Below are 26,455 nucleotides of genomic sequence, written 5' to 3'. Positions count from 1 at the left end.
CAGGGTGGCCACATGATACCTGCTTGCGGGGTGGGAGGGCGTGATTCCTGTGGGATGCGAGGAGACGCTGCGCCTTCGATACGCGGCCATGCCGCTACTCAGTCCGAACGGCTTCCGATGATCAACGCTTCCGCTCTTCGTCCTGCGCCCACCGCCCACCGCTCACCGCTCACCGCTCACCGCTCACCGCTCACCGCTCACAGGCCATCACCCCCTCCCGTTCGGACTGAGTAGCCGCGCAGCGGCGTATCGAAGACACGCCGACAGAGCACCGCCATCCTCCCCCGGCAGGATGAGTCCGGAGCACACCCGAAAGAAAATGATTTCCATACGGCACGCCCGGCCCTCCGTTCGCCCCTCCTTCTGCCGCACTGCAGCACAACAAGTGTTTGACCCGCGCAAAATGTTAGCGTTATCATCGCGCCCCATGTTAACGCTAACATCCGAACCTCCGGGCACACGGCGGCGGGGTCAGCGGCGGCATACCACACTCAGGTCAATCAGATAACACTACGCAGATAGTGCAGATGTTCGCGCCTCCCGCCAGGGCAGGCCGCAGGAGACGTCCGTCCTCAGCCTCGCGCCGGGGCCAGGCTGCTGCGGCTCTTTGCGGGCCGCACGGCATCGGCTATCGGCAATCGGAGATCCCATGCTGGGAATGAGCCACGACGCCACCTTGCTGTTCAATGCAGTCATTGCGATCCTCGCGCTGATCCTGATGATCACGCGCTTGCGCATCCATCCTTTCATCGCCCTGACGATCACCTCGGGCTTCCTCGGTCTGATCTCGGGCATGCCGCTGCCCAAGATCGTCAAGTCCTTCCAGGACGGCTTCGGCGGCGTGCTGGGCTTCGTCGGCATCGTGCTGGGCCTGGGTACCATGCTGGGCAAGCTGATGGCTGAGTCCGGCGGTGCCGACCAGATCTCGCAGACGCTGGTGCGTGCCTTCGGCCGCGAGCGCGTGCACTGGGCCATGATGATGGGGGCCTTCCTGGTCGGTATTCCCCTGTTCTTCGAAATCGGCTTCGTCTTGCTGATCCCGCTGGTGTTCATCGTGGCGCGTCGCTCGGGCGTGCCGCTGTTCAAGATCGGCATGCCCATGCTGGCCAGCCTGTCGGTGATGCACGGCCTGGTGCCGCCGCACCCGGGTCCGCTGCTGGCCATCGGCATCTTCGGTGCCGACATCGGCAAGACCATCTTCTACGGCCTGCTGGTGGGCCTGCCGACGGTCATCATCGCCGGCCCCATGTTCGGTTCCTTCATCTCGCGCTACGTCGACATCAAGCCTTCGGAAGAACTGATGGCGCAACTGGCGCGCGAGCCGCAGACCAGCAACCTGCCGGGCTTCACCACCACCCTGGTGACGGTGCTTTCGCCGGTGTTCCTGATGCTGCTGAAGACCTTCGTCGACGTTACCCTGCCTGAAGGCCACGCCGTGCGCGACCTGATGGATTTCATCGGCAACCCCATCGTGGCCCTGCTGGCCGCGCTGCTGCTGGCGATCTGGACCTTCGGCCTGGCCCGTGGCTTCACCCGTCAACAGGTGCTGAAGTTCGTCGATCAGAGCCTGGCGCCGACCGCGGCCATCGTGCTGATCATCGGTGCCGGTGGTGGCTTCAAGCAGATGCTGGTCAATTCCGGCGTGGGGACTGCCATCGGCCAACTGGCCGTGCATGCACAGATTTCGCCGCTGCTGCTGGCCTGGTTCGTGGCCGGCGTGATCCGCGTGGCGACCGGTTCAGCCACGGTGGCTACCATCACCGGTGCCGGCATCGTGGCCCCGCTGGTGGCACTGATCCCCGGTACCAACAAGGAACTGCTGGTGCTGGCCACCGGCGCCGGTTCGCTGATCCTGTCGCATGTCAACGATGCCGGGTTCTGGCTGGTCAAGGAATACTTCAACATGAGCGTGGGTGAAACCTTCAAGACCTGGACGGTGATGGAAACACTGATCTCGGTTGTTGCTATCATCTTCATCATGTTGCTCAACCTCGTCGTTTGATCGTCATTTAATACTCACGATGCAACGCCCGGCTGGTCCGGGCGTCTTGCCATCTGTCAGATAAGGAATTTCCATGTCCACCTCCGCCCGCTACATGCTCGGTGTCGATATCGGCACCACCAGCACCAAGTCCGTCGTCTTCACGCTCGATGGCAAGGTGGTCGCACAGCATGCGCAGGAATACCCAGTGATCTGTACCGAGCCGGGCATGGCGGAGCAGGACCCGCAACAGATCGTCGAGGCTGCGCTGGCCTCGATTGCCGGCGCCGTCAAGGCTGCCGCCGCAGCGCCGCAGGAGATCGCCCTGCTGTCCTTCAGCGCGGCCATGCACAGCGTCATTGCGCTGGATGCGGAGGACCGCCTGCTGTCCAACAGCATCACCTGGGGTGATATCCGCGCCTCGGTCTGGGCCGAGCGCATCAAGCACGAACACGATGGCAACGCCATCTATCGCCGCACCGGTACGCCCATCCACCCGATGTCGCCGCTGTGCAAGCTGATGTGGATGCGCCATGAAAAGCCGGAAGTCTTCAGCAAGGCGGCGCGCTTTGTCGGCATCAAGGAATACCTGCTGTACCAGTTGTTCGGCCAGTGGGTGGTGGACCACTCCATCGCCTCGGCCACCGGCATGTTCAACCTGCGCGAGCTGGCCTGGGATCGCGGTGCGCTGGAACTGCTGGGCGTCACGCCCGAGCAGTTGCCCACCCCGGTGCCGACCACCCACCGCCTGCCGCCGCTGTCACCCGGGATGGCCCAGCGCCTGGGGCTGTCGGTGGACACCCCCTTCATCATCGGCGCCAACGACGGCGTGCTCTCCAACCTGGGCGTGAACGCCATCGAGATCGGCCACGTGGCGGTGACCATCGGCACTTCCGGCGCGATGCGCACGGTGATCGATGAGCCCCTGACCGACCCGCATGGCCGCCTGTTCTGCTACGCCCTGACCGAGAAGCACTGGGTGGTCGGCGGCCCGGTCAACAACGGCGGCAACATCTTCCGCTGGGTGCGTGATGAACTGGCGACCGCCGAGGCGGCCGCGGCCCGCGATGAAGGCGTCGATCCCTATGAAGCCCTGACCCGTATCGCCGAGAAGGTGCGCCCCGGCGCCGAAGGGCTGCTGTTCCATCCCTTCATGGCCGGCGAGCGTGCGCCGCTGTGGAATGCCGACCTGCGCGGCTCCTTCTTCGGCCTGGCCCTGCACCATGGCAAGCACCACATGATCCGCGCCGCGCTGGAAGGGGTGATCTTCAATCTCTACAGCATCCTGCCGGCGCTGGAAGAACTGGTCGGCCCGACCAAGCGCATGATGGCCACCGGCGGCTTTGCCCGTTCGGCCCTGTGGCGCCAGATGATGGCCGACATCTTCAATCGCGAGGTGGTGGTGCCGGAAAGCGTGGAATCGTCCTGCCTGGGCGCGGCCGTGCTGGGCGCCTGGGCCTTGGGGCTGGTGCCGTCGCTGTCGGTGATTTCCGGCATGGTCGGGTCCACCAACCATCACGCGCCGCATGCCGACGCGGTGGCGGTCTATAGCCGCCTGCAACCCATCTTTGCGGCCATTCCGGCCAAGCTGGAAGCGGAGTACCACGCCATCGCCGCCTTCCAGCGCGAGACCGGAAAGGCGCACTGAACGCTGCTCCGGCGCAGGCCGGCCTGAGCAGTTTCGATCTGCCACCTCCCCAACAAGAAGAAAGAGACTACATGACCACCAAGACCACCTCCCTGCCGGCAGGCCTGCAGGGTTTTTCCCTCGAAGGCCGGCTGGCCCTGATCACCGGTTCGTCCGGCGGCATCGGCCTGGCACTGGCGCGCGGCATGGCGCAAGCGGGCGCGGCCATCGTGCTCAATGGACGCGATGCCACCAAGCTGGCCGCTGTGGCGGCGCAACTGCGTGCCGAAGGCCACGTCATCCATGAATCCAGCTTCGACGCCACCTCTTCTGACGAGGTCAAGGCCGCCGTGCAGAAGATCGAAGGCGAGATCGGCGCGATCGATATCCTGGTCAACAACGCCGGCATCCAGCGTCGCAATCCGCTGGAAGAGTTCAAGGAATCGGACTGGCACGACCTCATCAACACCAACCTCAACAGCGTCTTCTACGCCGCCCAGGCAGTGGCGCGCCACATGATCCCGCGTGGCGCCGGCAAGATCATCAACATCTGCTCGGTGCAGAGCGAACTGGGTCGTCCCGGCATCGCCCCCTATACCGCCACCAAGGGTGCGGTGAAGATGTTCACCAAGGGCATGGCGATCGACTGGGGCAAGTACGGCATCCAGGTCAATGGCCTGGGCCCTGGTTATTTCAAGACCGAGATGAACATGGCCCTGGTCAACGATGCCAAGTTCACCGACTGGCTGGTCGGCCGCACGCCCTCGCGGCGCTGGGGCGATGTCGAAGACCTGGTGGGCGCGGCCGTGTTCCTGGCCAGCGATGCCTCGCGTTTCGTGAACGGCCACATCCTCTACGTGGATGGCGGTGTCACCGCGACCCTGTAACTCATTGATGCCATTCAGGAGAAGATCATGGAACAAGGCCTCGTCATCCATGCGCCGCACGACCTGCGCATCCAGCAACTCGACAGCGGCGAACTGCAGCCGCAACAACTGAAGGTCAAGGTCAAGGCCGGCGGTATCTGCGGTTCCGACCTGCACTACTACCACCACGGCGGTTTCGGCGTGGTGCGCATCAAGGAACCGATGGTGCTGGGCCACGAAGTCTCGGGCCAGATCGCCGAAGTCGGCAGCGCCGTCACTGACATCGCGCCCGGTACCCGCATCGCCATCTCGCCCAGCCGCCCCTGCGGGCTGTGCAAATACTGCCAGGAAGGCAAGCAGAACCATTGCCTGGACATGCGTTTCTACGGCAGTGCCATGCGCACCCCGCACGTACAGGGCGCGTTCCGCCAGGAAATCGTCATCGAGCGTTCACAGGCCCACGTCGTGGCCGACCACGTCAGCGATGGCGAGGCCGCCATGGCTGAACCGCTGTCGGTGGCACTGCATGCGGTGCGTCGCGCCGGTCCGCTGGTGGGCAAGCGCGTGCTGGTGACGGGCTGCGGCCCCATCGGCGCCCTGGTGGTGATTGCCGCCCGTCGCGCCGGCGCGCTGGAAGTGGTGGTCACCGATGTGGCGAAGATGCCGCTGGAAGCCGCACTGAAGGTGGGCGCCGACCGCGCCATCAACATGGCCGAGACACCGGAGGCGCTGAAGGCCTACGCCGCCGACAAGGGGACCTTCGACGTGCTCTTCGAAGCCAGCGGCAACGAGCGCGCGCTGGTGGGTGCGCTGGAGGCGCTGCGTCCGCAGGCCGTGATCGTGCAGGTGGGCCTGGGCGGTGACATCCAGTTCCCGGCCAACCTGCTGGTGGGCAAGGAGCTGGACTGGCGCGGCGCCTTCCGCTTCCATGAAGAGTTCGCCATGGCCGTCGAGCTGATGAACCGTCGCCTGGTGGACGTCAAGCCGTTGATCTCGGCCACCTACCCCATCGCCCAGGCGGTGGAAGCCTTCGAGATCGCCGGCGACCGTTCGAAGATGATGAAGGTGCAGATCAGTTTCGACTGATCCGCCCGGGGCGATGTCCACGCTGTTCTGCAGTGTGGTGATCGCCCCGCATCCGAAAGGCAGTCCTGCCTTGCTTTCTGGTCCGATCATCTATGCCAGATTGACAATATCTTGTGTACGCTATAAGTTTTGCCCCCATGGGATGGCAGGGATGAATGCCCGTCCCGCCTGACAAGCACGGCAAACCTCTGGGGGGAGGACATGATGGCCAGACCTTATGCGCTGACGGTGGGACAGCGCCTGTTTCTGTTGATCGTGCTGGCCATGCTGGGCCTGGCTGCCACCGCCGCCGTCAGCCTGCGCCAGATCGAGAACGTCTACCAGGCCGCCAACTACGCACAGGTCAATACCGTCCCCAGCGTTACCTCGCTGGATGATGCGCAAAGCGCCTTCAATGCTATCCAGGGGCGGGTCTATCACTACCAGGCCAACCAGGACCCCAGCGACCGGCGCCGCCTCCTGCAGGAAATCGAGATCTACCGCCAGCGCCTGGACAAGCAGATGAAAGTCTACCGCGCGGCCTATGTCACCGATGAAACGGACCAGGCCATGCTGGAAGACGACCTCCAGCGCCTGACCGTTTTCGAGGACGTGGTGCGACGCCTGCTGGCGCTGGTGGACCAGGGCCTGGACGAGCAGGGCAAGATCGTGGTGGGGCTGGAGTTTCGCGGGGCTATCGAAGCCGTGCAGGCCGCCTTTGCGCGCCATCGTTCCTACAACATCGCCCTGGGCGAGGCCAGCGCCCTGTCCGCGCGCGAGATCATCGAACATGCGCTGCAGACCGTGCTCCTGATGGCCGGCGGGGTCCTGCTGATCATGCTGGGTGCCGGCTGGGGCATCACCCACACTCTCACACGCCAGTTGGGCGCTGAACCGGGCGACGTGGTCACGGTCATGCAACGGCTCTCCGATGGCGACCTCGTGCAGCAGATCGCTCTGAAGCCGCGCCATGGTCGGAGCATGATGAATTCCATCAAGAACATGATCGAACGCCTGTGCCAGGTGGTGGCCGAAGTCACCGCCAGTGCCGAAGCCATGGTCAGCACCGCCGAGGAGGTCAGCGCCACGGCGCAGTCGCTCTCCCGTGCCTCGACCGAGCAGGCCACTGGTGTGGAGCAGACCAGCATGGCACTGGAGCAGATCCACGGGTCCATCCTCAGTACCTCCGAGAATGCGCGCCAGACCGAGCAGATCGCCGCTGGTGCTGCCAGCCAGGCAGGGCAGTGCGCGCAGACCCTCAGGCAGATGGTGGAGGCGATCCAGCAGATCGCCGGCAAGATCGCGGTCATCGACGACATCGCCTACCAGACCAACCTGCTGGCGCTCAATGCCACCATCGAGGCGGCCCATGCGGGTGAGCACGGCACCGGCTTCGCCGTGGTGGCGGCCGAGGTCCGGCGGCTGGCCGAACGCAGCCAGGCCGCCGCGCAGGAAATCGATGAAGTCGCCCGCGCCAACGTGATCCTGGCGGGCGCCGCCGAAGAGCAGTTGCAGCACATGCTGCCGGCGATCGGACGTACCTCAGAACTGGTACAGGAAATCGTCCAAGCCTCAGAAAAACAATCCACCGCAGTCAGCCAGATCAGTGTCGCCGCCAGCCAGCTGGCCCAGGTGATCCAGCAGAACTCGCTAAGCTCCGAAGAGCTTGCCGTGACCTCGGAGGAGCTGAACCGACGCGCCATGGTGTTGCAGACCACCATGGGCTTTTTCCAGTGCCGGGTCGGCCGGCGTGATCGCGCAGTCGTTGCAGCGGCGCTCTAAAGCACGTTGGCTCCACGTTCTATAGCGCCATTTGTGCACGTTACCGGAAATAACGCAGCACATTGATTTCTCATGGCGTTGCAAGATTGCCTATAGACAATCTTCACTTCCGAAACTAATATTCTGACTCCAGACATCGGGGGAGTCTGTTTTTTCCGTCTCGTCGCCGGCCAGCCTGTGCGCGAGTTTCAGCGAAGAAACGATTTTCGTCTGCCTTTTCCGCGTTCTCCAATTTCTAATGCTCCGTCTTGCGGGGCAGGGGATCGCTTTAACTTTTTTCGACGAAGATAATATGCAAACAAAGTTGAAACATATCGCCCTGGCGGCCGTGATCGTGCTCAATGGCTGCGCCACGCAGCCCAGCGGTTCCCAGTCGTCCGCCGCAGCACCCGCACCTGCAGCGCCTGCGCAGCAGGCGGCGCCCGTCGCTGCTGCGGCCGCACCCGCACCGACGCCTGCTGCGCTGCCCGCATCGACGGCCGCGACCGGCGACAAGGACCCGGAAATCAAGGTGGGCGTGGCCTATACCACCAAGTTCACCAATGGTTCGTACCTGAAGGAGGTCCCCGAGGAGGTCTTCATCGTGCGCCCCAAGAATACCCAGAACAATGTCGCGGCCCAGGTGGCGCTGAACATGTTCATGTTCGCCCTCGGCGGCGGCTTGGCGGTCAATGGCTTCGACAAGGGCGACCTGAAGGGGGACAAGCTGGACGACGTGAAGGATCGCAAGCACGTGCGCAACCCAGTCTCCACCGACTACATCGGCAAGCTCAGCAAGGAAATCAATGCTGCCCTGCAGGCGCGTGCGGAACTAAAGCCGGGCGCCTTCAAGAACAGCGTCATGGTGGCCGGCGGCAGTTCCACCCTGATCTACGAATCCCTGACCGGTGATGAGGCCAATCTGTACAAGATGAATACCGAGCTGACCATCTACAAGCGCAAGGAAGATGCTGGTCTGTTCACCTTCAACCCGTTCGTCGAGGTGTCCTGCAATCGCGTATCGGAAAAGGCCCTGCCGCTGGAAGACTGGGCCAAGGACGACTACGTGATGGTCCAGCAGTGGGTCGATGAAACCCTGGACCAGTGCAGCAAGAAGGTGGTGGGGGCCTTGCCTGATCTGCTGGCGAGCTGATCGTCCATGTCCCGACCTGGTGGCCGGGCATTGCGTTTCATGATCCGCCGTTGACGACAAAGGCCGCATCGTTTGCACGATGCGGCCTTTGTACTTGTTGATCTGAACGCGGGATCTAGCGCAAGGCGTCCACGATCTGCTCCAGCTTGACCGCGTCGGCGGCGAACTGGCGGATGCCTTCGGCCAGCTTCTCGGTGGCCATGGCGTCGGCGTTGAGGGCCAGGCGGAAGGCCTTTTCATCCAGCGACACGCGCTCGATGTCGGCCGCATCGGCGGCTTCCTTGCTCAGCTTGCGCTCCACCGGAGCATCGCTGTCGGCCAGCTTCTGCAGCAGGTCCGGGCTGATGGTGAGCAGGTCGCAGCCGGCCAGTTCGATGATCTGCGACGTGTTGCGGAAGCTCGCGCCCATCACTTCGGTGGCATAGCCGAACTTGCGGTAGTAGTTGTAGACCGCCTTCACCGACTGCACGCCGGGATCGTCGCTGCCGGTATATTCCTGGCCGGTGGATTTCTTGTACCAATCGTAGATGCGGCCGACGAAGGGGGAGATCAGTTGCACGCGGGCCTCGGCGCAGGCGATGGCCTGCGGCAGCGAGAACAGCAGGGTCAGGTTGCAGCGGATGCCGTCCTTTTCCAGGATCTCGGCGGCACGGATGCCTTCCCAGGTGGAGGCGATCTTGATGAGCACGCGCTCGTGGGCGATGCCGGCTTCTTCGTACAGGCGGATCAGCTCGCGGCCCTTGGCGACGGTGCCTTCTGTATCGAAGGACAGGCGGGCATCGGTCTCGGTGGAGACGCGGCCCGGGATCAGCTTCAGGATCTCCAGACCGAAGGCGATCAGCAGGCGGTCGATGATGGCATCGGTACTCTTGCCGGCGTGGGCCTTGACCACCGACTCCAGCAGCGGCTTGTACTCGGCCTTCTGCACTGCCTTGAGGATCAGCGAGGGGTTGGTGGTGGCATCCTGGGGCGCAAAGGCCTTCATGGCCTGGAAGTCGCCGGTATCGGCCACGATGGTGGTGTACTGCTTCAACTGTTCAAGCTGGCTCATGGAAAGTCCTGTTGCTAGGGTGAAGAATAAGGATAGGCATTGTACGCAATGGCCGTTTCCTGTCTGTCGGTGAATGTCGCTAAATCAATGATCCTTGATCTGCCGCTGCACTTGGCACGCTTAGCGGAAGAAGGAGTCGAATTGCATGTCGAATTTCTGCAGCGACTTCTGCGCGTTCTGCATCTTCTTGCGGAATTCCGGGCCGCGTCGCAGCGCCAGTCCGACCGCCAGGATGTCGATCACCACCAGGTGCGCCAGGCGCGCCGAGATGGGGGTATAGGGGTCGATGTTGAAGGACAGGTCGATCGGCACCAGTACCGTGGCCAGTTCGGCCAGCGGGGTGCCGGAAGGGCCGAGCACGATGATGTCGGCACCGCCCTTGCGCGCCAGCTGGATCGAGCGCAGCAGGGCGGCGTTGCCACCGCGCTGCGAGATCGCCACCACGCAGTCGCCGGCCTTCAGGAGCGAGGCCGCGATGCTGTGGATGTGCGGGTCGGAATAGGCCACTGTGGGCACGCCCGAGCGGAAGAACTTGTGCTGCGCGTCGTTGGCCACGATACCGGAGGTCCCCTGGCCGTAGAACTCGATCTTGTTGGCCCGTGCCAGTACGTCCAGCGCCAGCTGGATGGCATCCGGGTTGAGGTGGTTGCGCAGGTCCAGCAGGGTATTGATGGAACGGCTGCAGATCTTGTTGACCAGATCGGCGGCCAGGTCGTCCTGGGCCAGCGTTTCATCCGCGCCCGGCAGGGCCAGCGCCAGGCTCTGGGCGAGCTTGAGCTTGAAGTCATGCCAGCCTTCGTAACCGATGGCGCGGCAGAAACGGATCACGGTCGGTTCCGACACTTCCGCATTCTTGGCCAGCGCCGTCAGGTTCTCGGCCAAGGCCAGTTGCGGGTTGGCCAGGATGGTCGCAGCCACCTTCTTCTCCGACTTGGAGAGGGAGTTGATGTGGGTGCGGATGGAGTCGAGCAGCATGGACATGACGGTGACCTGGTGACGCTAGCGGGCTCTGGTCAGACCTCGGGCAGGGCTTCTTCGCGCCACTGCAGTCCGTCACGACCGATCAGGGCGCTCGCCGCAGCAGGCCCCCAGGTACCGGCGTTGTAGGGGACCGGGTCGGCCTCCTGCTGGTCCCAGTAATCGATGATGGGCTCGACCCATTCCCAGGCGGCCTCCAGTTCGTCGCTGCGCATGAACAGTGTCAGATGACCGCGCAACACGTCCAGCAGCAGGCGTTCGTAGGCGTCCATGCGCGGGGTCTTGAACTTCTCGCGGAAGTCCAGCTCCAGCTCCACCGGACGCAGGCGCATGCCATCGCCAGGCTGCTTGGCCATCAGGTTCATGTGCAGGCCTTCGTCAGGCTGCAGTCGGATCACCAGGCAGTTCGGAGTGTCGTTCTGGTGCGCAAAGATGGAATGCGGCACGCTCTTGAAGCGCACCACGATCTCGGCCAGGGAGTCGGCCATGCGCTTGCCGGTACGCAGGTAGAACGGCACGCCGGCCCAGCGCCAGGTGTCGATCTCGGCCTTGACCGCGACATAGGTCTCGGTGCGCGAGTCGGGGTTGGCATCGGCTTCCTTGCGGTAGCCCGGCACGGCCACGCCATCGACATGGCCGGCGCGGTACTGGCCGCGCACTACGTTCATGGCCAGCGTGGTGGGGGTAAAGCGCTTGAGCGAGCGCAGCACCTTGAGCTTTTCGTCGCGCACGGCGTCGGCCGAGTTCGATACCGGCGGTTCCATGGCGACGATACAGAGCAGTTGCAGCAGGTGGTTCTGCAGCATGTCGCGCAGGGCGCCGGAGGTGTCGTAGTAGTCGAAGCGGCCGCCCACGCCGAGTTCTTCGGCGATGGTGATCTGCACGTCGGAAATCCATTCGCGCCGCCACAGGGGCTCGAACAGTACGTTGCCGAAGCGCAGCGCCAGCAGGTTCTGCACCGCTTCCTTGCCGAGGTAGTGGTCGATACGGAAGATCTGCGATTCCTGGAAGAAGCGGCCGACCTGGGCGTTGATGTCACGGGCGCTCTTGAGGTCGCGGCCCAGCGGCTTTTCCAGCACCACGCGGGAGGTCGGCGTGACCAGTCCGGCCTTGGACAGGTTTTCGCAGATGGAGGCGAACAGGCTGGGTGGGGTGGCCAGGTAGAACACCCGCGCCAGGCCGGCGATGTCGCGCAGGGCATCCTTCAGGTGGCTGAAGCTGTCGGCTTCCTTGGCGTTGACCGAGGCGTATTGCAGGCGGCCGGTGAAGCGTTCCCAGACGCTGGCATCCAGGTTGGCGGCCGGCACGTGGGGTTTGGAATCCTTCTCCACCAGCTTGAGGAAATCTTCACGCGATTTCTCGTCGCGGCCCAGGCAGATGATGCGTGCATCGGGCGGCAGGTCGCGGGCGCGGTCCCGGGCATACAGCGCGGGCAGCAGCTTGCGCATCGAGAGGTCGCCGGTGCCGCCGAATAAAACCAGATCGAAATCAGAAGTAGCCATGGTGTGTGTCGTCTCTTTGTACGTGAAGTAGCGGATGGAGCGCTACGTGTTTAGTGGCCCTGCCGGCTGGCCTGGGCGGCCTGGCGGGCCAGGGCGATCAGGGCGCTGGTGGAGGCGTCGTGGCGTGCGGCCTGCACAGCGTCCTCGGCCTGCAGCTCGCCCAGGATGGTCTTGGCCAGCACCTTGCCCAGTTCCACGCCCCACTGGTCGAAGCTGTTGATGCCCCAGATCGCGCCCTGCACGAAGGTCTTGTGCTCGTACAGCGCAATCATCGCGCCCAGGGCATGCGGGCTCAGTTCCGGCAGCAGCAGGGTATTGCTGGGGCGGTTGCCCTCGAAGGTTTTGTGCGGGATCAGGGCCGCGAGTTCCGCTTCGGGCAGACCTTGTGCCTGCAGATCGGCGCGCACCTCGTCGGCGTCCTTGCCGCGCATGAAGGCTTCGGACTGCGCGAAGCAGTTGGCCAGCAGCGCTTCCTGGTGTCCGGCAATACCGTGCGAGGGCTTGAGGACGGCGATGAAGTCGATGGGCGTGATGTCGGTACCCTGGTGCAGCAACTGGAAATAGGCGTGCTGGCCGTTGGTGCCGACGTCGCCCCAGATGGCCGGACAGGTCAGGGTCGTGACCGGCGTGCCGTCACGGCTGATGCGCTTGCCGTTGCTCTCCATGTCCAGTTGCTGCAGGTAGGACGGGAAGAAGCGCAACCATTGGTGATAGGGGGCGATGCTCAGCGAGGCGCTGCCGAGGAAGTTGCGGTTCCAGATGCCCACCAGCGCCTGGATTACCGGCATGTTCGATTCCAGCGGGGCTTCACGGAAATGGCGGTCCATATCGTGCGCGCCGGCCAGGAAGGCAGCGAAATTGTCGTAGCCGACCAGCAGCGCCACCGGCAGGCCGATGGCCGACCAGACCGAATAACGGCCACCCACCCAGTCCCAGAAGGGGAACATGTTCTCGGTATCGATGCCGAATGCGGCCACCTCGGCCGCATTGGTGGAGACAGCCACGAAATGCCGGGCCAGGTCTGCGGACTTGCCGTGCTGCAAGAACCAGGCGCGCGCCGAACGGGCGTTGAGCATGGTTTCCTGGGTGGTGAAGGTCTTGGAGGCGACGATGAAGAGCGTGGTCTCGGGATCGACGCGGGAGAGCACCTCTTCCAGGTCGTGGCCATCGACATTGGAAACGAAGTGGGTGCGCAGGCGTGGGTGCGCGTAGGCGCGCAGGGCAGTGCACACCATCTGCGGGCCCAGGAAGGAGCCGCCGATGCCGATATTGACGATGTCGGTGATCTCGCGTCCGCTGTAGCCGCGCCAGGTACCGCTGCGCACGCGCTCGCTGAATGCACGGATGTGCTTGAGCACCGCATGAACCTCTGACGCAACGGGTTGTCCGTCCACTACGGCCCCGGCCACATTTTCGGGTGCGCGCAGCGCGGTGTGCAGGACGGCGCGATGTTCGGTAAAGTTGATCTTCTCGCCATTGAACATGGCATCGCGCAGGGCTTCCACGCCGCGCTCGCGGGCCAGGCTCATCAGCAGCGCGAGGGTGTCGGTGTCGATGCGGTTCTTGGAGTAGTCCAGCAGGAGCCCGGCGGCGCGCACATGCATGCGCTCGAAACGGTCGGGCTGGCGGGCGAACAGATCGCGCATGTGCCACTGGACAGCCGTGGCGTGGTGTTCTTGCAATGCCTTGAAGGCGGCCGTGTCGGTCAGGGCGGGTGTATGCATGAGTCGGAGATGGGTTGGCTGTCGTGGCCTGTCATGTCTGGCTGCGGCATCCATCCCTGCGATCCATGCGCCATGTCGTCATGCGCATTGCAGGAAAAGAGCCGGGCAGGCCGTGTTCATGTTCTTGGGACAATGCGGGTGACTATACATCAAATGCCGCCGAAGTGGTAGTTTCACTACAGTTTATGACGGCCCTGTTACATTGCCTGCCGGCATCCATGCCGGTGGACGGGAAGCGAAGACTGATAAGGCTTTTGAAGCGGATTGATGTTCACCAATGAAAAGATGCGCGGTTTGGCCATGCTGCAGTGCTCTAAGTGTATGATTTCATTCGCGCAAATTTATGTAGTAAAATTACAGTGTTAACGCTAACAGGAAACCGACAATGCCTCTCAACGCTACCTTAGCCAGCGTCACCCAACGCATCGCCGAACGTAGCCGTCCTTACCGGACCGCTTATCTCGAACGCCTGGAAGCGGCCCGCCGCAAGGGCGCGCAGCGCGGCGCACTGGCCTGCACCAACCTGGCCCACGGCTTCGCCGCCTTCCCCGCCAATGACAAACTGAAGCTGAAGGAAGACAAGACGCCCTCGCTGGCGATCGTCTCGGCCTACAACGACATGCTCTCGGCGCACCAGCCCTTCGAGCGTTTCCCCCAGATCATCAAGGACGCCGCCCGTGAAGCCGGCGCCGTGGCGCAGTTCGCCGGCGGCACCCCCGCCATGTGCGACGGCGTCACGCAAGGCCAGACCGGCATGGAGATGTCGCTGTTCTCGCGCGACGCCATCGCCATGGCCACCGCCATCGCGCTGTCCCACAACATGTTCGACGCCGCGCTGTATCTGGGCGTGTGCGACAAGATCGTGCCGGGGCTGCTGATCGGCGCGCTGCACTTCGGCCACCTGCCGGCGGTGTTCGTGCCCGCCGGTCCCATGACCAGCGGCATGAGCAATAGCGACAAGGTCAAGATCCGCCAGCTCTACACGGCCGGCAAGATCGGTCGCGCCGAACTGCTGGAAGCGGAATCCAAGTCCTACCACGGCGCCGGTACCTGCACCTTCTACGGCACCGCCAACAGCAACCAGATGCTGATGGAAGCGATGGGCCTGCACCTGCCGGGCGCGGCCTTCATCACCCCCAACACCCCGCTGCGCGACGCGCTGACTGCGGCCGCCGCCAAGCAGGCCGCCAGGATCACCGACCTCGGCACCCAATACACCCCGGTGGGCCGCATGATCGACGAGAAGGCCATCGTCAACGCCATCGTCGCACTGCACGCCACCGGCGGCTCCACCAATCACACGCTGCACCTGGTGGCCATCGCCAAGGCGGCCGGCATCGTGATCGACTGGGACGACTTCGACAAGCTCTCCGCCGTGGTTCCGCTGATCACCAAGATCTACCCCAACGGCACCGCCGACGTGAACCATTTCCATGCCGCTGGCGGCACTGGCTTCGTGCTGCGCGAGCTGATCGATGCCGGCCTGATGCACGACGACGTCACCACCATCCTCGGCCAGGGACTGCGCCAGCACTGCAAGGAGCCGATGCTGGCTACCGAAGGCGAGAATGGTCGTCCCGGCACCGTGACCTGGCAGGATGCACCGGCCCAGAGCGCCGACGCCGGTGTGCTGGGCACCGTAGCCCAGCCGTTTGCGGCCGATGGCGGCCTCAAGCTGCTGCAAGGCAACCTGGGTCGTGCCGTCATCAAGATTTCGGCGGTCAAGCCCGAACACCGCGTGGTGGAGGCGCCGGCAGTGGTCTTCCATTCGCAGGAAGCCTTCATGGCCGCCTTCAAGGCTGGCCAGCTGGATCGCGACTTCGTGGCCGTGATCACCTTCCAGGGACCGCGCGCCAACGGCATGCCCGAACTGCACGCGCTGACCCCGGCACTGGGTATCCTGCAGGACAAGGGCCGTCACGTCGCCCTGGTCACCGATGGCCGCATGTCCGGCGCATCGGGTAAAGTACCGGCCGCGATCCATGTCACGCCCGAAGTGCTGGGCGGTGGTCCGCTGGGTCGCGTGCGCGACGGCGACATCATCCGCCTGGATGCCGAGACCGGCACCCTGGAAGCCAAGGTCGATGCCGCCGAGTGGGAAGCACGCAGCCTCGACACCAGCGACCTCTCCGACAATCAGCACGGCATGGGCCGCGAATTGTTCAGCCTGTTCCGCAACGCGGTGGGAACCGCAGAAGAGGGCGGCGCCACCTTCGGCCTGCCGCCGATTTTTGAGAAAGAGAAAGCCACGGTATGAAGACCACACTGGAAATCATGCGCGCCTCGCCGGTCATCCCGGTGATCGCCATCGACAAGTTCGAACACGCCGTGCCGCTGGCACGCGCTTTGGTGGCAGGCGGCATCCGCGTGCTGGAAATCACGCTGCGCACCGAGCACGGCCTGCCGGCCATCCGCGCCATCGCCGAGTCGGTGCCGGACGCCATCGTCGGCGTCGGCACCTTGACTGCGCCGGAAGAATTCGCCGCCTCGCGTGATGCAGGTGCCGTCTTCGGTGTTTCGCCCGGTCTGACCCCGGCGCTGATCGAAGCTGCCAAGCGCAGTGGCCTGCCGCTGCTGCCGGGCGTGATGACCCCGTCCGAAGTGATGGCGGCGCGCGAGGCGGGCTTCCGCCAGCTGAAGCTGTTCCCGGCCGTGCCGGCAGGCGGCATCGGCATGCTCAACGGCATCGCCGGTCCCTTGTCGGACGTGTCCTTCTGCCCCACTGGCGGCATCACGCAAGAGACGGCACCGCAGTTCCTGGCCTGCAAGAACGTGGTCTGCGTGGGCGGCTCCTGGCTGACCCCCAAGGCCGCCATCGAGGCGGGTGACTGGGACAAGATCACCGAGATCGCCAAGGCGGCCAGCGCATTGAAGAAGGCCTGATTTTTCCCCAGGCCAGCAAAACGAAGGGCGGTACCGAGGTCGAATCGGTACCGCCCTTTTTCGTGAGCAGGAGAGGATTACTTCTTGCCGACCAGTGCAGCTTCAGAAGGCGCCTGTGCCTGCTGCTTCAGCTTGTAGGCCAGCACCAGCAGGATGATGCCCAGCACGATCATCGGCACCGACAGCATCTGCCCGGCCGAGATGGTGATGCCGCCGAAGTGGACTTCGTAATCCGGCACGCGGAAATATTCCGTAAAGAAGCGCGCGCAACCGTACAGCAGCGAGAACATGCCGGCCACCGCCATGCGCGGGCGGGAGTGGCGCGCAAAGATCCAGAGGATGATGAACAGCAGGATGCCATCGACCAGCATCTGGTAGATCGGCGAGGGGTGGCGCGGGATGTTGTCCACATTGGGCCAGATCATGGCCCAGGGCAGCGAGGGGTCGGCCGGGCGGCCCGGCAGTTCGGCATTGATGAAATTGCCCAGGCGGCCGGCGGCATAGCCCAGCGGGACCATGGGCGCGATGAAGTCCATGATGTCCATCAGGTTGCGACCACGCTTGCGGCCCCACAGGTACATGGCCAGCATCACCCCCAGGAAGCCACCGTGGAAGGACATGCCGCCCTTCCAGACCGCAATCATGTCGGCCGGATTCGCAAAATAGTAGGCGGGGTTGTAGAACAGGATTTCACCCAGTCGCCCGCCGAGTACCACCCCGAGCACGCCGTAGAAGAGCATGTCGTCCAGGTCTTCCTTTTTCCAGCCGACGGCGGCGATGTGCGGCTGTTTGATGCGCAGGCGTCCCAGCGCGATGAATTGGGCGAAGGCCAGCAGGTACATCAGGCCATACCAGTGGACGGCCAGCGGCCCGATGTGGATGGCAATCGGGTCGGGCATGGGGTGGACGAGCATGAGTTTGATCTTTCTGTTGTTGGGCGGAACCGCAATTGGAACGCGACGGGCGATGCAAGTTCGCCGATGCTTTTCCCGCTAGGTGGGAAATGGCGCGGTCCAATGTGATCAGGTCGGCGCGTCCAGCAGGTCCAGGAGGGCTCGCAGGACGCTGGATGGATTGTCGCGCCGCCAGGCCAGGCCGGTCTGGATGTCGGGCGCCGGGTCGGAGAGCCGGCGGTAGTCGACACCCGGGCGTTTCAGGTTCGACACGGATTGTGGCACAAGCGCCATTCCCATGCCAGCCGAGACCAGGCCGACGATGGTCTGCATCTGGATGGCTTCCTGGCCGATGTGCGGGGTCACCCCGGCATCGCGAAAGCACGACAGGATGGTGTCATGGAAGGCTGGAGAGATGCGGCGCGGGAAGATGATCAGCGGCAGCTCGCGCAAGCTTTTCAGCGATACCGGGCCGCGCTTCCTGACGGCACCCTCGGGGATCGCCGCGATCAGCGGTTCGGACAGCACCGGCCGCACATCCAAAAGCGCCGCGGCTTTCTCGGGCAGCGGCGGCAGCAGCAAGCCGGCGTCGATCTTGCCCTGCATCAGGTCTTCCAGCTGGATGTCGGTGGTGGCTTCGCGCAATTCGATCTGCACCTGCGGATAGCGAGCGCGAAAACGTTGCAGCAGCGGTGGCAGGATGCTGTAGTCGGCGCTGGAAATGAAGGACAGCGACAGCAGCCCGGAGGCCCCGCTGGCGGCGCGTCGCGCCAGGTCCGGCAAAGCGGCCGCCTGCTGCAGGATGCGCTGGACTTCCGGCAGCAGGGCTTCCCCCGCCGGGGTCAGCGCCACACTGCGCTTGGTGCGTTGGAACAGTGGCGTACCCAGTTGCTCTTCCAGCGCCGCGATGGTTTGTGACAAGGGCGGCTGGGTCATGTGCAGGCGGGCGGCGGCGCGCCCGAAGTGCTTTTCCTCGGCCACGGCGGCGAAGTAGCGTAGCTGGCGCAGTTCCAGGCGGGGATGATCGGACATGGACTGATATCGATTCCGAATGAGTTGGGCGTTCATGATATCCCTGGCCATCGGTAGCGGCAAGCCAGCGACCTTGCCTGATATTTCCGTCATGGAATTTGATCTATGACAGATATACGCCAGGGCAGATAGAGGCTGGGTACCGAAGCCGGTTAGAATAGCCCCGCCTGCGAAGCGCCTGGAGAATGCCGCAGCAGGCGTCACTGTCGATCACCGCTTGCTGAGGAGCTCCCATGAAATACCTGTTGTTGATTGCCACCCTGGTGGCCGGATCGGCCATTTCGGCCGAAGCGCTGGCCAATGCGCAACTGGCCAAGTCCAAGAATTGCATGGCCTGCCACTCGGTGGATGCCAAGATCGTCGGTCCCGCCTTCAAGGACGTCGCCAAGAAATACGCCGGCCAGAAGGACGCCGAAGCCAAGCTGACCCAGAAGGTCCTCAACGGTGGCAGCGGCGCCTGGGGCGCGGTGGCCATGCCGGCCAACAAGGGCCAGGTGAGCGAAGCCGAGGCGCGTGAGCTGGTGAAGTGGGTGTTGAGCCTGAAGTAAATCTGCTTGCATGCAATGAAAAAAGGAGACTGCGGTCTCCTTTTTTTATTTCAAGGCGCCACGCATCGGTGCAGTCCGCGTTTTCGATACGGCCAATGACCGGATCCGGGGACGGCTGTAGCCCGTTGGATCAGCCCTCCCGCAACAGCCCTCCCTTTTCCGGCTGTCGCTTGTCTCTAGCTGCCCGCCTTCTGCTGCCGCGCCACTTCGTTGCGCTTCATGCCGAGGTATTCGTCCCGGCTGACTTCATGCAGTTGGCGCGGATATTGTTCGGTCGCGTCATACCAGTTGGCCAGGCGCTTTTCCAGTCGTTGCTCGGCGGGCGCCGCCAGTCCGGAGAGGTAGGCGTCGATGGCCAGGTAGTAGCGCATGGTGTTGCGCTCCACGGTGGCACGGGTACCTTCGATGTATTGCGGCTGACCCTGCGCGTCGCGCTTGACCACGCTGAAGCCGACCTTGTCACGCCCGGCCGTCATCAGGTAGGCGCGCAAGGCCAGCTTGCTGGCCAAGCCATACGAATAGGCATAGCTGAAGTGGAGGAAGGAGCGCTTTTCATCCAGGGGGATGGATTCGATCTCGATACGATAGTCGGAGGTATCCAGCGGTCCCTCCTCGGCCAGCATCGAGGACGAGAAATAATCAGCGCCGCTGGTGCCGCCGCGATAGCGCAGGTCGACCCGGTAGGTGCTGTCGAGGGACTCCTCGGTCTTCTTGCCGACCTGCATGCGCAGGGTGGTTTTCGCGCCATCGTGGAGGAGCCGGCAATACTTGGTGTTCAGGTGCAGGATCAGGATGTCACACCAGCGGTCGGGGCTGCCCAGGGCTTCGCGCACCTGGGTGAAGGGATAGTCCAGCACCGCGTAGATGTCGCCCTTGACGTTGCCGCCGTCCTCGCGCGAGTTGAGATAGAGCGGGCGATGGTAGGCATTGTTGTTGAGCTCGCCCTGCAGCTCCGTGTAACGGCTTTTCATGGCGGCCGCGCCCGTCTGGGTCTGGGCGTGCGCCCAGCCGCAGGCGGCCAGAGCCAGCGTGGCCGGGAAGATCAGATGCAGGGTCAGACGGGACAACATGGATCGCAAACCGGACTCCTCTTCAATGGTGCAGTGGTTTCAGTATTCGATGCTGGCTACAGCAGGCGGGACCAGACGCTGGCGCCGAATTCCTTCATTCTTTCACTGATCGGCCGCTGGTCCCATTGTTCCTTGGTAATTTCCTTGGAGGCGCCGAGATCACGGTCGAACATGCTCTTCATCTGGACGCCGAACTGCGGGCTCAGGATCACCGCATTGATTTCCTGGTTGTAGACGAAGCTGCGCCAGTCCAGATTGGTCGAGCCGATGGTCGACCAGACACCGTCGATGATGGCGGTCTTGGAATGCAGCAGGGCGTCCTGGCGTTCGAAGATGCGTACGCCGGCTTCCAGCAGTTCCGCATAGAAGGAGCGGGAAGCATACAGCACCAGCGAGGAATCGCTGTGCGAGGGCAGGATCAGGCGCACGTCCACGCCGCGCCGGGCGGCATCCTTGAGCGAGTCGCGTAGCTGCGGATCAGGCACGAAGTAGGCGTTGGTCAGGTAGATCGAGCTTTCGGCGTGCTGGATGGCGGAGATGAAGGTGGCATAGATGATGCTGTAAGGATCGTCGGGCGAGCTGCCGATGGCGCGCACGATTTCGTTGCCGGCCGGAGCCACCGGCGGGAAGTAACGGTGTTCGCCCAGATCGGGGCCACGCTGCTTGTGCCAGGTTTCGACGAAGAGCTTCTGGAATTCCAGGGCCACCGGGCCATCGATGCGTACTTGCGTATCGCGCCAGGGAATCTGTTCGCCGTCCTTGTTGACGCGCGGTTTTTTCTTGCGGGTGCTGAAGGATCCGCTGGAATAGACGCTGCTGATATTGATGCCGCCCACGAAGGCGGTCTTGCCATCAACCACCAGCAGCTTGCGATGGTCGCGCTGGTTGACCTCCCAGTCCTTGCGCACCTGGGTGGGATTGATGGGGTTGTATTCCAGCACGTGGATGCCGGCATCGATCATCGGCTGGAAGAAGGCGCGCGGGGTGTTGATGGAGCCCACGCTGTCATACATCAGGTTGACCTGCACGCCCTTCTTCTGCATGGAGATCAGCAGGTCGGCGAACTGGCGGCCGACCTCGTCGTCTTCCATGATGTAGCTTTCCATGTTGACGTGGTAGCGCGCTGCCTGGATGGCCTGCTGCATGGAGGCATAGGTCGCGGGACCATCGATGAGCAGCGTCACCTTGTTGCCGGTCACCAGGGGCGAGCCGGTGATGGCGCCTTCGATGGCGACGTGGCGGTCCAGCAGGGTATTGTCGGCGTTCTGGCTGCGCAGCTTGTCCAGCACGGCCTTGGCCTGCGCTTCACTGAGGACGCCGCGTCCCCCCTTCATCTGGATGTTGCGCGCCGACTGCGAATCCATATCGGGCACGATGGTGGGCAACGAGCTGCAGGCCGCCAGCATCAGGGAGAACAACAGCAGCAAGAGCCAGGCAGCGGGCCACTTGGAATTTGTTTTCTTGTTGGTCATGGAAGGTTCCCGGTTGGGCGCTGCCATTGACCTGAGGCTGTCTCGGATGCCGGGGAGGGCAACGCTGTGCGGTCGAGTATATGCCCGACAACAGCGCGATGGCGCAGCGGGAAGCGCGAATCGGAACTGTCCTACAGCGGAAAGCGGGGGCTGCCTACAGGGCAGGCCGGGGATGACCGCGCTATTGCATCGTATCTGCGCAGGGAGAGGGCAAGGATGGGCCGGTCGGCCCATCCTGAAGGGGATCAGTAGACGTCGCGGCGGTAGCGGTTCTGTTCGATCAGGTCCTGCAGGCCGGCCTCGCCCAGGACGGCGGTGAGCACCGCATCGACCCCGGCAGCCATGCCTTCCAGGCTGCCGCAGACGTACAGCACCGCACCCTGATCCAGCCAGTGGCGCAGTTCGGCAGCCGCCTCGCGCAGGCGGTCCTGAACATAGATGCGCTCGGGCTGGTCACGCGAGAAGGCCAGGTCCAGGCGCGTGAGCTGACCTTGTGCCAGCCACTGCTGCAGTTGTTCGCGGTAGAGGAAATCGTGCGCCTCGTTGCGTTCGCCGAAGAGCAGCCAGTTGCGTGTCTGCCCGGCGTGGATGCGCGCCAGCAGGTGGCCGCGCAGACCGGCCATGCCGGAGCCGTTGCCGATGAAGATCGCCGGCACCTGCGACGGTGGCGGCGCGAAGCCGGCGTTGTGCACCAGACGCAGCTGCAATGCAGACTGCAGCGGCGCGAATTCGGTCAGCCAGCCGGAAGCCAGGCCCAGGCCGTCCTCATGCTGCACCTGGCGCACCAGCAGGTGCAGGGCGCCATCCTCGGTCACCGAGGCTGCCGAATAGGAGCGGGGCGTCAGGGGCTGCAGCGTATCGACCAGGCCCTGAGCGTCGGCCACGGCATGCTGCGGCAGCACGCTGCATGACAGCGCTAGCGCCAGCGTGCAGGATTGGCCCTGGTGACGCACCGGAGTGGCGCCGTCCAGTTGCAGGCGTTGCAAGAGCAGGGCGATGCGGTCCGGCGCATGACGCGGCAGGATTTCCACCAGCGCGCCGGCTTGCCAGGCGGGCAGGGTGCCGTCCTGCGGCTGCAGTTCCAGGTGATACAGGGGCGCGCCCTGGCTGCCCGGATTCATCAGTACGCGGCGCGTGAGCGTCCAGGTCTGCCAGGCCGGTGCATGGGTCGGCAGGATATCGCTGACCGCGGCTTGCAGGCCATGTGCGGCCAGTTCGCTCTCCCATTTGCGTAGCGCCTCACCATCCATGCGATCCACTTCCACCAGCGGGAACATCGGCTTGGCACCGCACTGACGCAGGCCGTGATCAAGCGTGTGACCGAAGCCGCAGAACTGGGTGTAATGGCGGTCTCCCAGGGCCAGGACCGCGTACTGCACATGCGACAGCGATTGCCCGGCGGCCTGGCGCAGGCGCTTCTCGACGCCGCGTGCGCTGTCGGGGGCGTCGCCTTCGCCGAAGGTGCTGGCGATGACGAGGAGGCGACGATGGTGGCGCAGGATTTCCGGGGTGACCTGAGCCAACGGCAGCAGGGTTACCGGCACGCCGCTCTTGCGCAGTCCGGCAGCGGTATGCAGGGCGATGCGCTCGGCCTGGCCGGTCTGCGAGGCATGGGCCACCAGCATCGGTTCGCCGCCGGTGACGCTGGCCGCCTCGCCACTGTCGATGCTGGCCCGCTCGGCACGCAGCGCGGCCTTCTTGCGGCGCCGATCCAGGTAGAGCATCCAGCCGGAAATGCCGAACAACGGCATCATCAGGCTGGCAATGGCCATGATGATGCGACCCGGCAGGCCGAAGTAGGTCCCCATGTGCAGCGGGTAGATGGCGGCGATGAAGCGCCCGCCGCGGCTCTTGTCTTCGTAGCGCTCCAGTTGCCGCACTTCGCCTGTCTGCGGTGCCACCACCATGCGGCTGCGCGCACGCTCATGCGGCGCATCGTGGCCCAGGAAGAAGATCTGCACCGGCTGCGTACCCTGTTCGGGCAGGCGCAACTGGGCATTTTGGTAATCAGGGGCCTGGGTCAGGAAGCTGTTCCAGGCCAGGGTCAGATCCAGCGGCACGGGGGCTGCAGCCGCTTCCTTCTTCTTGCCTTCGCCGCGCTGTATGGGCGCACGGCGGCTCTCGCCGGCCAGCGTGTTGACGCCGTCCTTGAACCAGTCCAGCGCCCAGTAGGCGCCGGTGGTGGCGAAGATCACGTACATCACCAGCGACCAGGTACCGATGACCGAGTGCAGGTTCCACAGGAAGGATCGTCCCTGCAGCTGGAAATCCAGCCGCAGCCAGGCCCGCAGCGACAAGGGCCGGCGCGGCCAGCGCAGGTACAGCCCGGACAGTGCCAGGGTCAGCAGCGACAGTGCCAGCGTCCCCAGGACGATCTTGCCGATCTCGGTGGGCAGCAGCAGCCAGCGATGGAAGCGCTCGATGATCTCGAAGAACTCCGCGCCCGTCACCGGTGGCAACAGTGCTCCGGTATAGGGATCGGCATAGCGCGCCTGCCCGCGTCGTTCGCCCGGCGGCGGTGCGAAGACCACACGCACCGAAGCGCCCGGCTCGGCCGACAGGGTCAGGGTGGTGACCCGGCGCTGCGGTTCGGCATCGCGCAGCCGCTCCAGCATCTGCTGCGGTGTCAGTGTGGCCTGCTGGCGCACTTGCACGTGCATCACGCCGGGGCTCAAGGCCTCCATGATTTCTTCGCGGAAAGCCAGCAGCGCACCGGTCACGCCGATGGTCATCAACAGGGTGCCGGCGGTGATGCCGATGAACCAGTGGAGCTGGAACCAGATCTTCTTGAACATGTATCAGTAGGGCGGCGACAGGCGCGGGGAGCGCCTTGTTGATCTTGTCTGCCAGGCCAGTGAAACGGCCGGCGCGTCAATGACCGCCCGGATGGGCTGGGCGGATCAGCCGGCTATTATAGATCAGATGAAAATGATTCTTATTGATATCTGAGTGTTTGCTCGAGGGGCGATGCCGTGGTGCGAAAGTCTTCAATTTCCTGCATTCATTTCCGGCGGGGAAAAATCATTTCAACGGGAACTTGATACTCTGCTGCGCCGTAACTGAAGCCGCCGTCAACAGGATGTCCAAGGACGAGCTTCATTCTTTTAATGGAATATTCCTTGGGAGGAATGTGCGGACATTTTGCGAGGTAGAATACACAGACGAATTTGGTCAGTGGTGGAATAGTCTTGACGAAGCCGAGCAGACCTCTGTGGCAACCTATGTCGGTTTGCTCGAACAGAATGGTCCGGCTCTCAAGCATCCTTACAGTTCTGGAATCCATGGCTCGCGACACGCCCATATGCGGGAGCTTAGGGTCCAGCATGCAGGTAGACCCTATCGGGTGCTTTATGCGTTCGATCCGTTGCGGCGTGCGATTCTTTTGATTGGCGGAACCAAGGCAGGAAACAATCGGTGGTATGAACAATACGTACCGCTCGCGGATAAGCTCTACGACATCCATCTTCATTCATTGCGAATAGAGGCAGGCGACCATGTCAAAAAAATTTAACGAATTGCGCGCTCGCATGCGACCGGAGGCGCAACTGGAGGCTCAATCCAGAACAGAGTCGCTGCAAACGAGTATCAAGCTACAGAATCTCCGAAAGAGTCTGCACATCACTCAGGCTGCACTCGCAGAAAATCTGCAGGTACAACAGGCCGCGATTTCAAAAATGGAAAATCGGGAAGACCTGCTTGTCAGCAGCGTGGTGGATTTCGTGCGCGGACTGGGCGGTCAATTGATATTGACGGCGAATTTTCCAGGAGATAGGACTTTCGATTTGACTCCAGATCCGGGCCCCGCCCCACCACCAGCGTCGGTGAGTACTCAAAAGGTCGGGAAGCCGAGTTCGCAGAAGCGCCCGCTTAAACACCGCAAAAGTAGCGTCGGGGCAACGACCAGAAGCTCGTCTGCAAGAAATCCCACATAAACCGGAGGGCCGGTGCATACCGGATTTGCTCTCCGCGGCTGCAGGCTTCATTCATTCCAGCATCATTTTGATCATCGTCCGCGTCAACACACTCCCGGCATCGGCCGCCACGTCCACGATGCTCAGGTGATGTATCTGCGGTAGCGCCACGGTTTCCACCGCATGACCCGACTGGCGTAGCTTGGCGGCATAGGTGGCATTCTGGCGCAGGAATTCTTCCGTCTCCTGTTCACCCACGCTCAGCACTGCCTGCGCACCTTGCGGCAGGTCCAGTTGCAGCGGGCTGGCCTGCAGGGCGTCGGACGGGGACAGGTGCAGGGATTCGTTGACGTAGGACAGGCGCACCGGCTCAAGGTCGTAGATGCCGGAAAGACCGCAGACGCCGCGTACCGGTGCTGCGCCCAGCGAGGCGATCAGCGCGGCCAGGTGGGCGCCGGCCGAGTGGCCCATGAGCCAGATCGCCTCCGGATCGAAGCGCAGCGCGCCGGCCTTGGCGTGCAGCATACGCAGCGCCCGACCACAGTCGGCGGCGATGTCGCCCATGCGTACCTGCGGTGCCAGGCGGTAATTGATCAGCGCCACATTGATGTCCTGCGCCAGGTAGGGCAGGGCCAGCTGGCTGAACTGGTGCTTGTCCAGAGAGCGCCAGTAGCCGCCGTGGATGAACACCAGCAGGGGGCGGCCATTGCTGCGTCCGGGGAAGAAATCCAGGGTCTGCAGCGCATCCTCGCCGTAGGGTACATCGGCCAGGTGGGGGTGGGCCTCACGCGCGGCCAGCCCTTCACGGGCGAAACGGTCGAAGTAGTCCTGGAAATCCGGAATGTGCAGGCGCACGTAATACTGCAGGTCCAGCGCTTCGCGGTCGTAGTCGCGATAGATGTGCATGGTCTTCCTCCCCTGGCCTCTTGCGGCCCTGT

General features: G+C 63.6%; 21 protein-coding genes. 11 read left to right on the top strand and 10 right to left on the bottom strand.

All coding sequences use genetic code 11. From position 1 onward, the window contains the following. Window positions 1-649 precede the first annotated feature (649 nt). From BTM36_RS13020 to BTM36_RS28605, 6 genes are all read left to right on the top strand, one after another. A complete protein-coding gene (locus tag BTM36_RS13020) occupies window positions 650-2,002 on the top strand; it encodes a GntP family permease (protein WP_006463834.1) in 1,353 nt (450 codons plus the stop codon). 73 nt (window positions 2,003-2,075) lie between these two features. After that, a complete protein-coding gene (gene gntK, locus BTM36_RS13015) occupies window positions 2,076-3,629 on the top strand; it encodes a gluconokinase (protein WP_077236602.1) in 1,554 nt (517 codons plus the stop codon). Window positions 3,630-3,700: 71 nt separating this feature from the next. After that, the gene (locus BTM36_RS13010; RefSeq protein WP_077236601.1) at window positions 3,701-4,495 is read left to right on the top strand and encodes an SDR family NAD(P)-dependent oxidoreductase; all 795 of its coding nucleotides are present in this window, start codon (window positions 3,701-3,703) and stop codon (window positions 4,493-4,495) included. A gap of 27 nt (window positions 4,496-4,522) precedes the next feature. Continuing rightward, window positions 4,523-5,560, top strand: a complete 1,038-nt coding sequence (locus BTM36_RS13005) for an L-idonate 5-dehydrogenase (protein ID WP_077236600.1) — start codon at window positions 4,523-4,525, stop codon at window positions 5,558-5,560. Window positions 5,561-5,761: 201 nt separating this feature from the next. Further along, on the top strand, window positions 5,762-7,321 hold the full coding sequence (locus BTM36_RS13000; RefSeq protein WP_254426994.1) for a methyl-accepting chemotaxis protein: 1,560 nt from the start codon (window positions 5,762-5,764) through the stop codon (window positions 7,319-7,321). A 304-nt stretch (window positions 7,322-7,625) separates the two neighbouring features. Then, window positions 7,626-8,453 carry a hypothetical protein gene (locus BTM36_RS28605; protein ID WP_077236599.1) on the top strand — a complete coding sequence of 276 codons (828 nt, stop codon included), beginning with the start codon at window positions 7,626-7,628 and terminating at the stop codon, window positions 8,451-8,453. 115 nt (window positions 8,454-8,568) lie between these two features. On the opposite strand, the gene tal is transcribed toward BTM36_RS28605, so the two are convergent. The 4 genes from tal to pgi all read right to left on the bottom strand — a co-directional run bounded on the left by tal (window position 8,569) and on the right by pgi (window position 13,708). Beyond that, entirely contained in the window at window positions 8,569-9,504 is a 936-nt protein-coding gene (gene tal, locus BTM36_RS12990) for a transaldolase (protein ID WP_077236598.1), read from the bottom strand. 120 nt (window positions 9,505-9,624) lie between these two features. Beyond that, window positions 9,625-10,479 (bottom strand): SIS domain-containing protein, encoded by an 855-nt coding sequence (locus BTM36_RS12985; RefSeq protein ID WP_034310514.1) that lies wholly within the window; start codon window positions 10,477-10,479, stop codon window positions 9,625-9,627. A gap of 38 nt (window positions 10,480-10,517) precedes the next feature. Continuing rightward, a complete protein-coding gene (gene zwf, locus BTM36_RS12980; protein WP_006463827.1) occupies window positions 10,518-11,984 on the bottom strand; it encodes a glucose-6-phosphate dehydrogenase in 1,467 nt (488 codons plus the stop codon). Window positions 11,985-12,034: 50 nt separating this feature from the next. After that, window positions 12,035-13,708 carry a glucose-6-phosphate isomerase gene (gene pgi / locus BTM36_RS12975; RefSeq protein WP_077236597.1) on the bottom strand — a complete coding sequence of 558 codons (1,674 nt, stop codon included), beginning with the start codon at window positions 13,706-13,708 and terminating at the stop codon, window positions 12,035-12,037. A gap of 385 nt (window positions 13,709-14,093) precedes the next feature. On the opposite strand from pgi, the gene edd reads away from it, so the two are divergent. Beyond that, window positions 14,094-15,965 (top strand): phosphogluconate dehydratase, encoded by a 1,872-nt coding sequence (gene edd / locus BTM36_RS12970; protein ID WP_077236596.1) that lies wholly within the window; start codon window positions 14,094-14,096, stop codon window positions 15,963-15,965. After that, window positions 15,962-16,591, top strand: coding sequence for a bifunctional 4-hydroxy-2-oxoglutarate aldolase/2-dehydro-3-deoxy-phosphogluconate aldolase (locus BTM36_RS12965; protein ID WP_077236595.1), 630 nt, complete (start codon window positions 15,962-15,964; stop codon window positions 16,589-16,591). Before edd ends, BTM36_RS12965 begins: the two co-directional genes overlap by 4 nt. A gap of 77 nt (window positions 16,592-16,668) precedes the next feature. Here the strand turns inward: BTM36_RS12965 and lgt are convergent, their stop codons facing one another. Beyond that, on the bottom strand, window positions 16,669-17,505 hold the full coding sequence (lgt, locus tag BTM36_RS12960; protein ID WP_077236594.1) for a prolipoprotein diacylglyceryl transferase: 837 nt from the start codon (window positions 17,503-17,505) through the stop codon (window positions 16,669-16,671). Between the two features lie 108 nt (window positions 17,506-17,613). Beyond that, the gene (locus BTM36_RS12955; RefSeq protein WP_006463822.1) at window positions 17,614-18,516 is read right to left on the bottom strand and encodes a LysR family transcriptional regulator; all 903 of its coding nucleotides are present in this window, start codon (window positions 18,514-18,516) and stop codon (window positions 17,614-17,616) included. A gap of 233 nt (window positions 18,517-18,749) precedes the next feature. On the opposite strand from BTM36_RS12955, the gene BTM36_RS12950 reads away from it, so the two are divergent. Then, window positions 18,750-19,064 (top strand): c-type cytochrome, encoded by a 315-nt coding sequence (locus BTM36_RS12950; RefSeq protein ID WP_077236593.1) that lies wholly within the window; start codon window positions 18,750-18,752, stop codon window positions 19,062-19,064. A gap of 176 nt (window positions 19,065-19,240) precedes the next feature. On the opposite strand, the gene BTM36_RS12945 is transcribed toward BTM36_RS12950, so the two are convergent. The 3 genes from BTM36_RS12945 to BTM36_RS12935 form a co-directional block, all read right to left on the bottom strand. Then, a complete protein-coding gene (locus tag BTM36_RS12945; RefSeq protein WP_077236592.1) occupies window positions 19,241-20,134 on the bottom strand; it encodes a hypothetical protein in 894 nt (297 codons plus the stop codon). 56 nt (window positions 20,135-20,190) lie between these two features. After that, window positions 20,191-21,606, bottom strand: coding sequence for a cardiolipin synthase (gene cls, locus BTM36_RS12940; RefSeq protein ID WP_006463812.1), 1,416 nt, complete (start codon window positions 21,604-21,606; stop codon window positions 20,191-20,193). A gap of 245 nt (window positions 21,607-21,851) precedes the next feature. Beyond that, window positions 21,852-24,401: a PepSY domain-containing protein gene (locus BTM36_RS12935; protein ID WP_077236591.1), complete on the bottom strand. Its 2,550-nt coding sequence runs from the start codon at window positions 24,399-24,401 to the stop codon at window positions 21,852-21,854. A gap of 335 nt (window positions 24,402-24,736) precedes the next feature. Here BTM36_RS12935 and BTM36_RS12930 point away from each other — a divergent pair, with 335 nt between their 5' ends. Then, window positions 24,737-25,117 (top strand): type II toxin-antitoxin system RelE/ParE family toxin, encoded by a 381-nt coding sequence (locus tag BTM36_RS12930; RefSeq protein ID WP_077236711.1) that lies wholly within the window; start codon window positions 24,737-24,739, stop codon window positions 25,115-25,117. Beyond that, the gene (locus BTM36_RS12925; RefSeq protein ID WP_139347143.1) at window positions 25,101-25,538 is read left to right on the top strand and encodes a helix-turn-helix domain-containing protein; all 438 of its coding nucleotides are present in this window, start codon (window positions 25,101-25,103) and stop codon (window positions 25,536-25,538) included. The genes BTM36_RS12930 and BTM36_RS12925 overlap by 17 nt, the downstream gene beginning before the upstream one ends. 51 nt (window positions 25,539-25,589) lie before the next feature. Here BTM36_RS12925 and BTM36_RS12920 read toward each other — a convergent pair whose 3' ends face one another. Beyond that, complete coding sequence (locus tag BTM36_RS12920) at window positions 25,590-26,423, bottom strand: alpha/beta hydrolase (protein ID WP_077236589.1); 834 nt, start codon at window positions 26,421-26,423, stop codon at window positions 25,590-25,592. Between the last annotated feature and the right edge of the window lie 32 nt (window positions 26,424-26,455).

It is taken from the genome of Herbaspirillum sp. VT-16-41 (assembly GCF_001994935.1).
GTDB lineage: Bacteria > Pseudomonadota > Gammaproteobacteria > Burkholderiales > Burkholderiaceae_D > Herbaspirillum > Herbaspirillum frisingense.
This window is presented reverse-complemented; position numbering and strand designations above follow the sequence as displayed.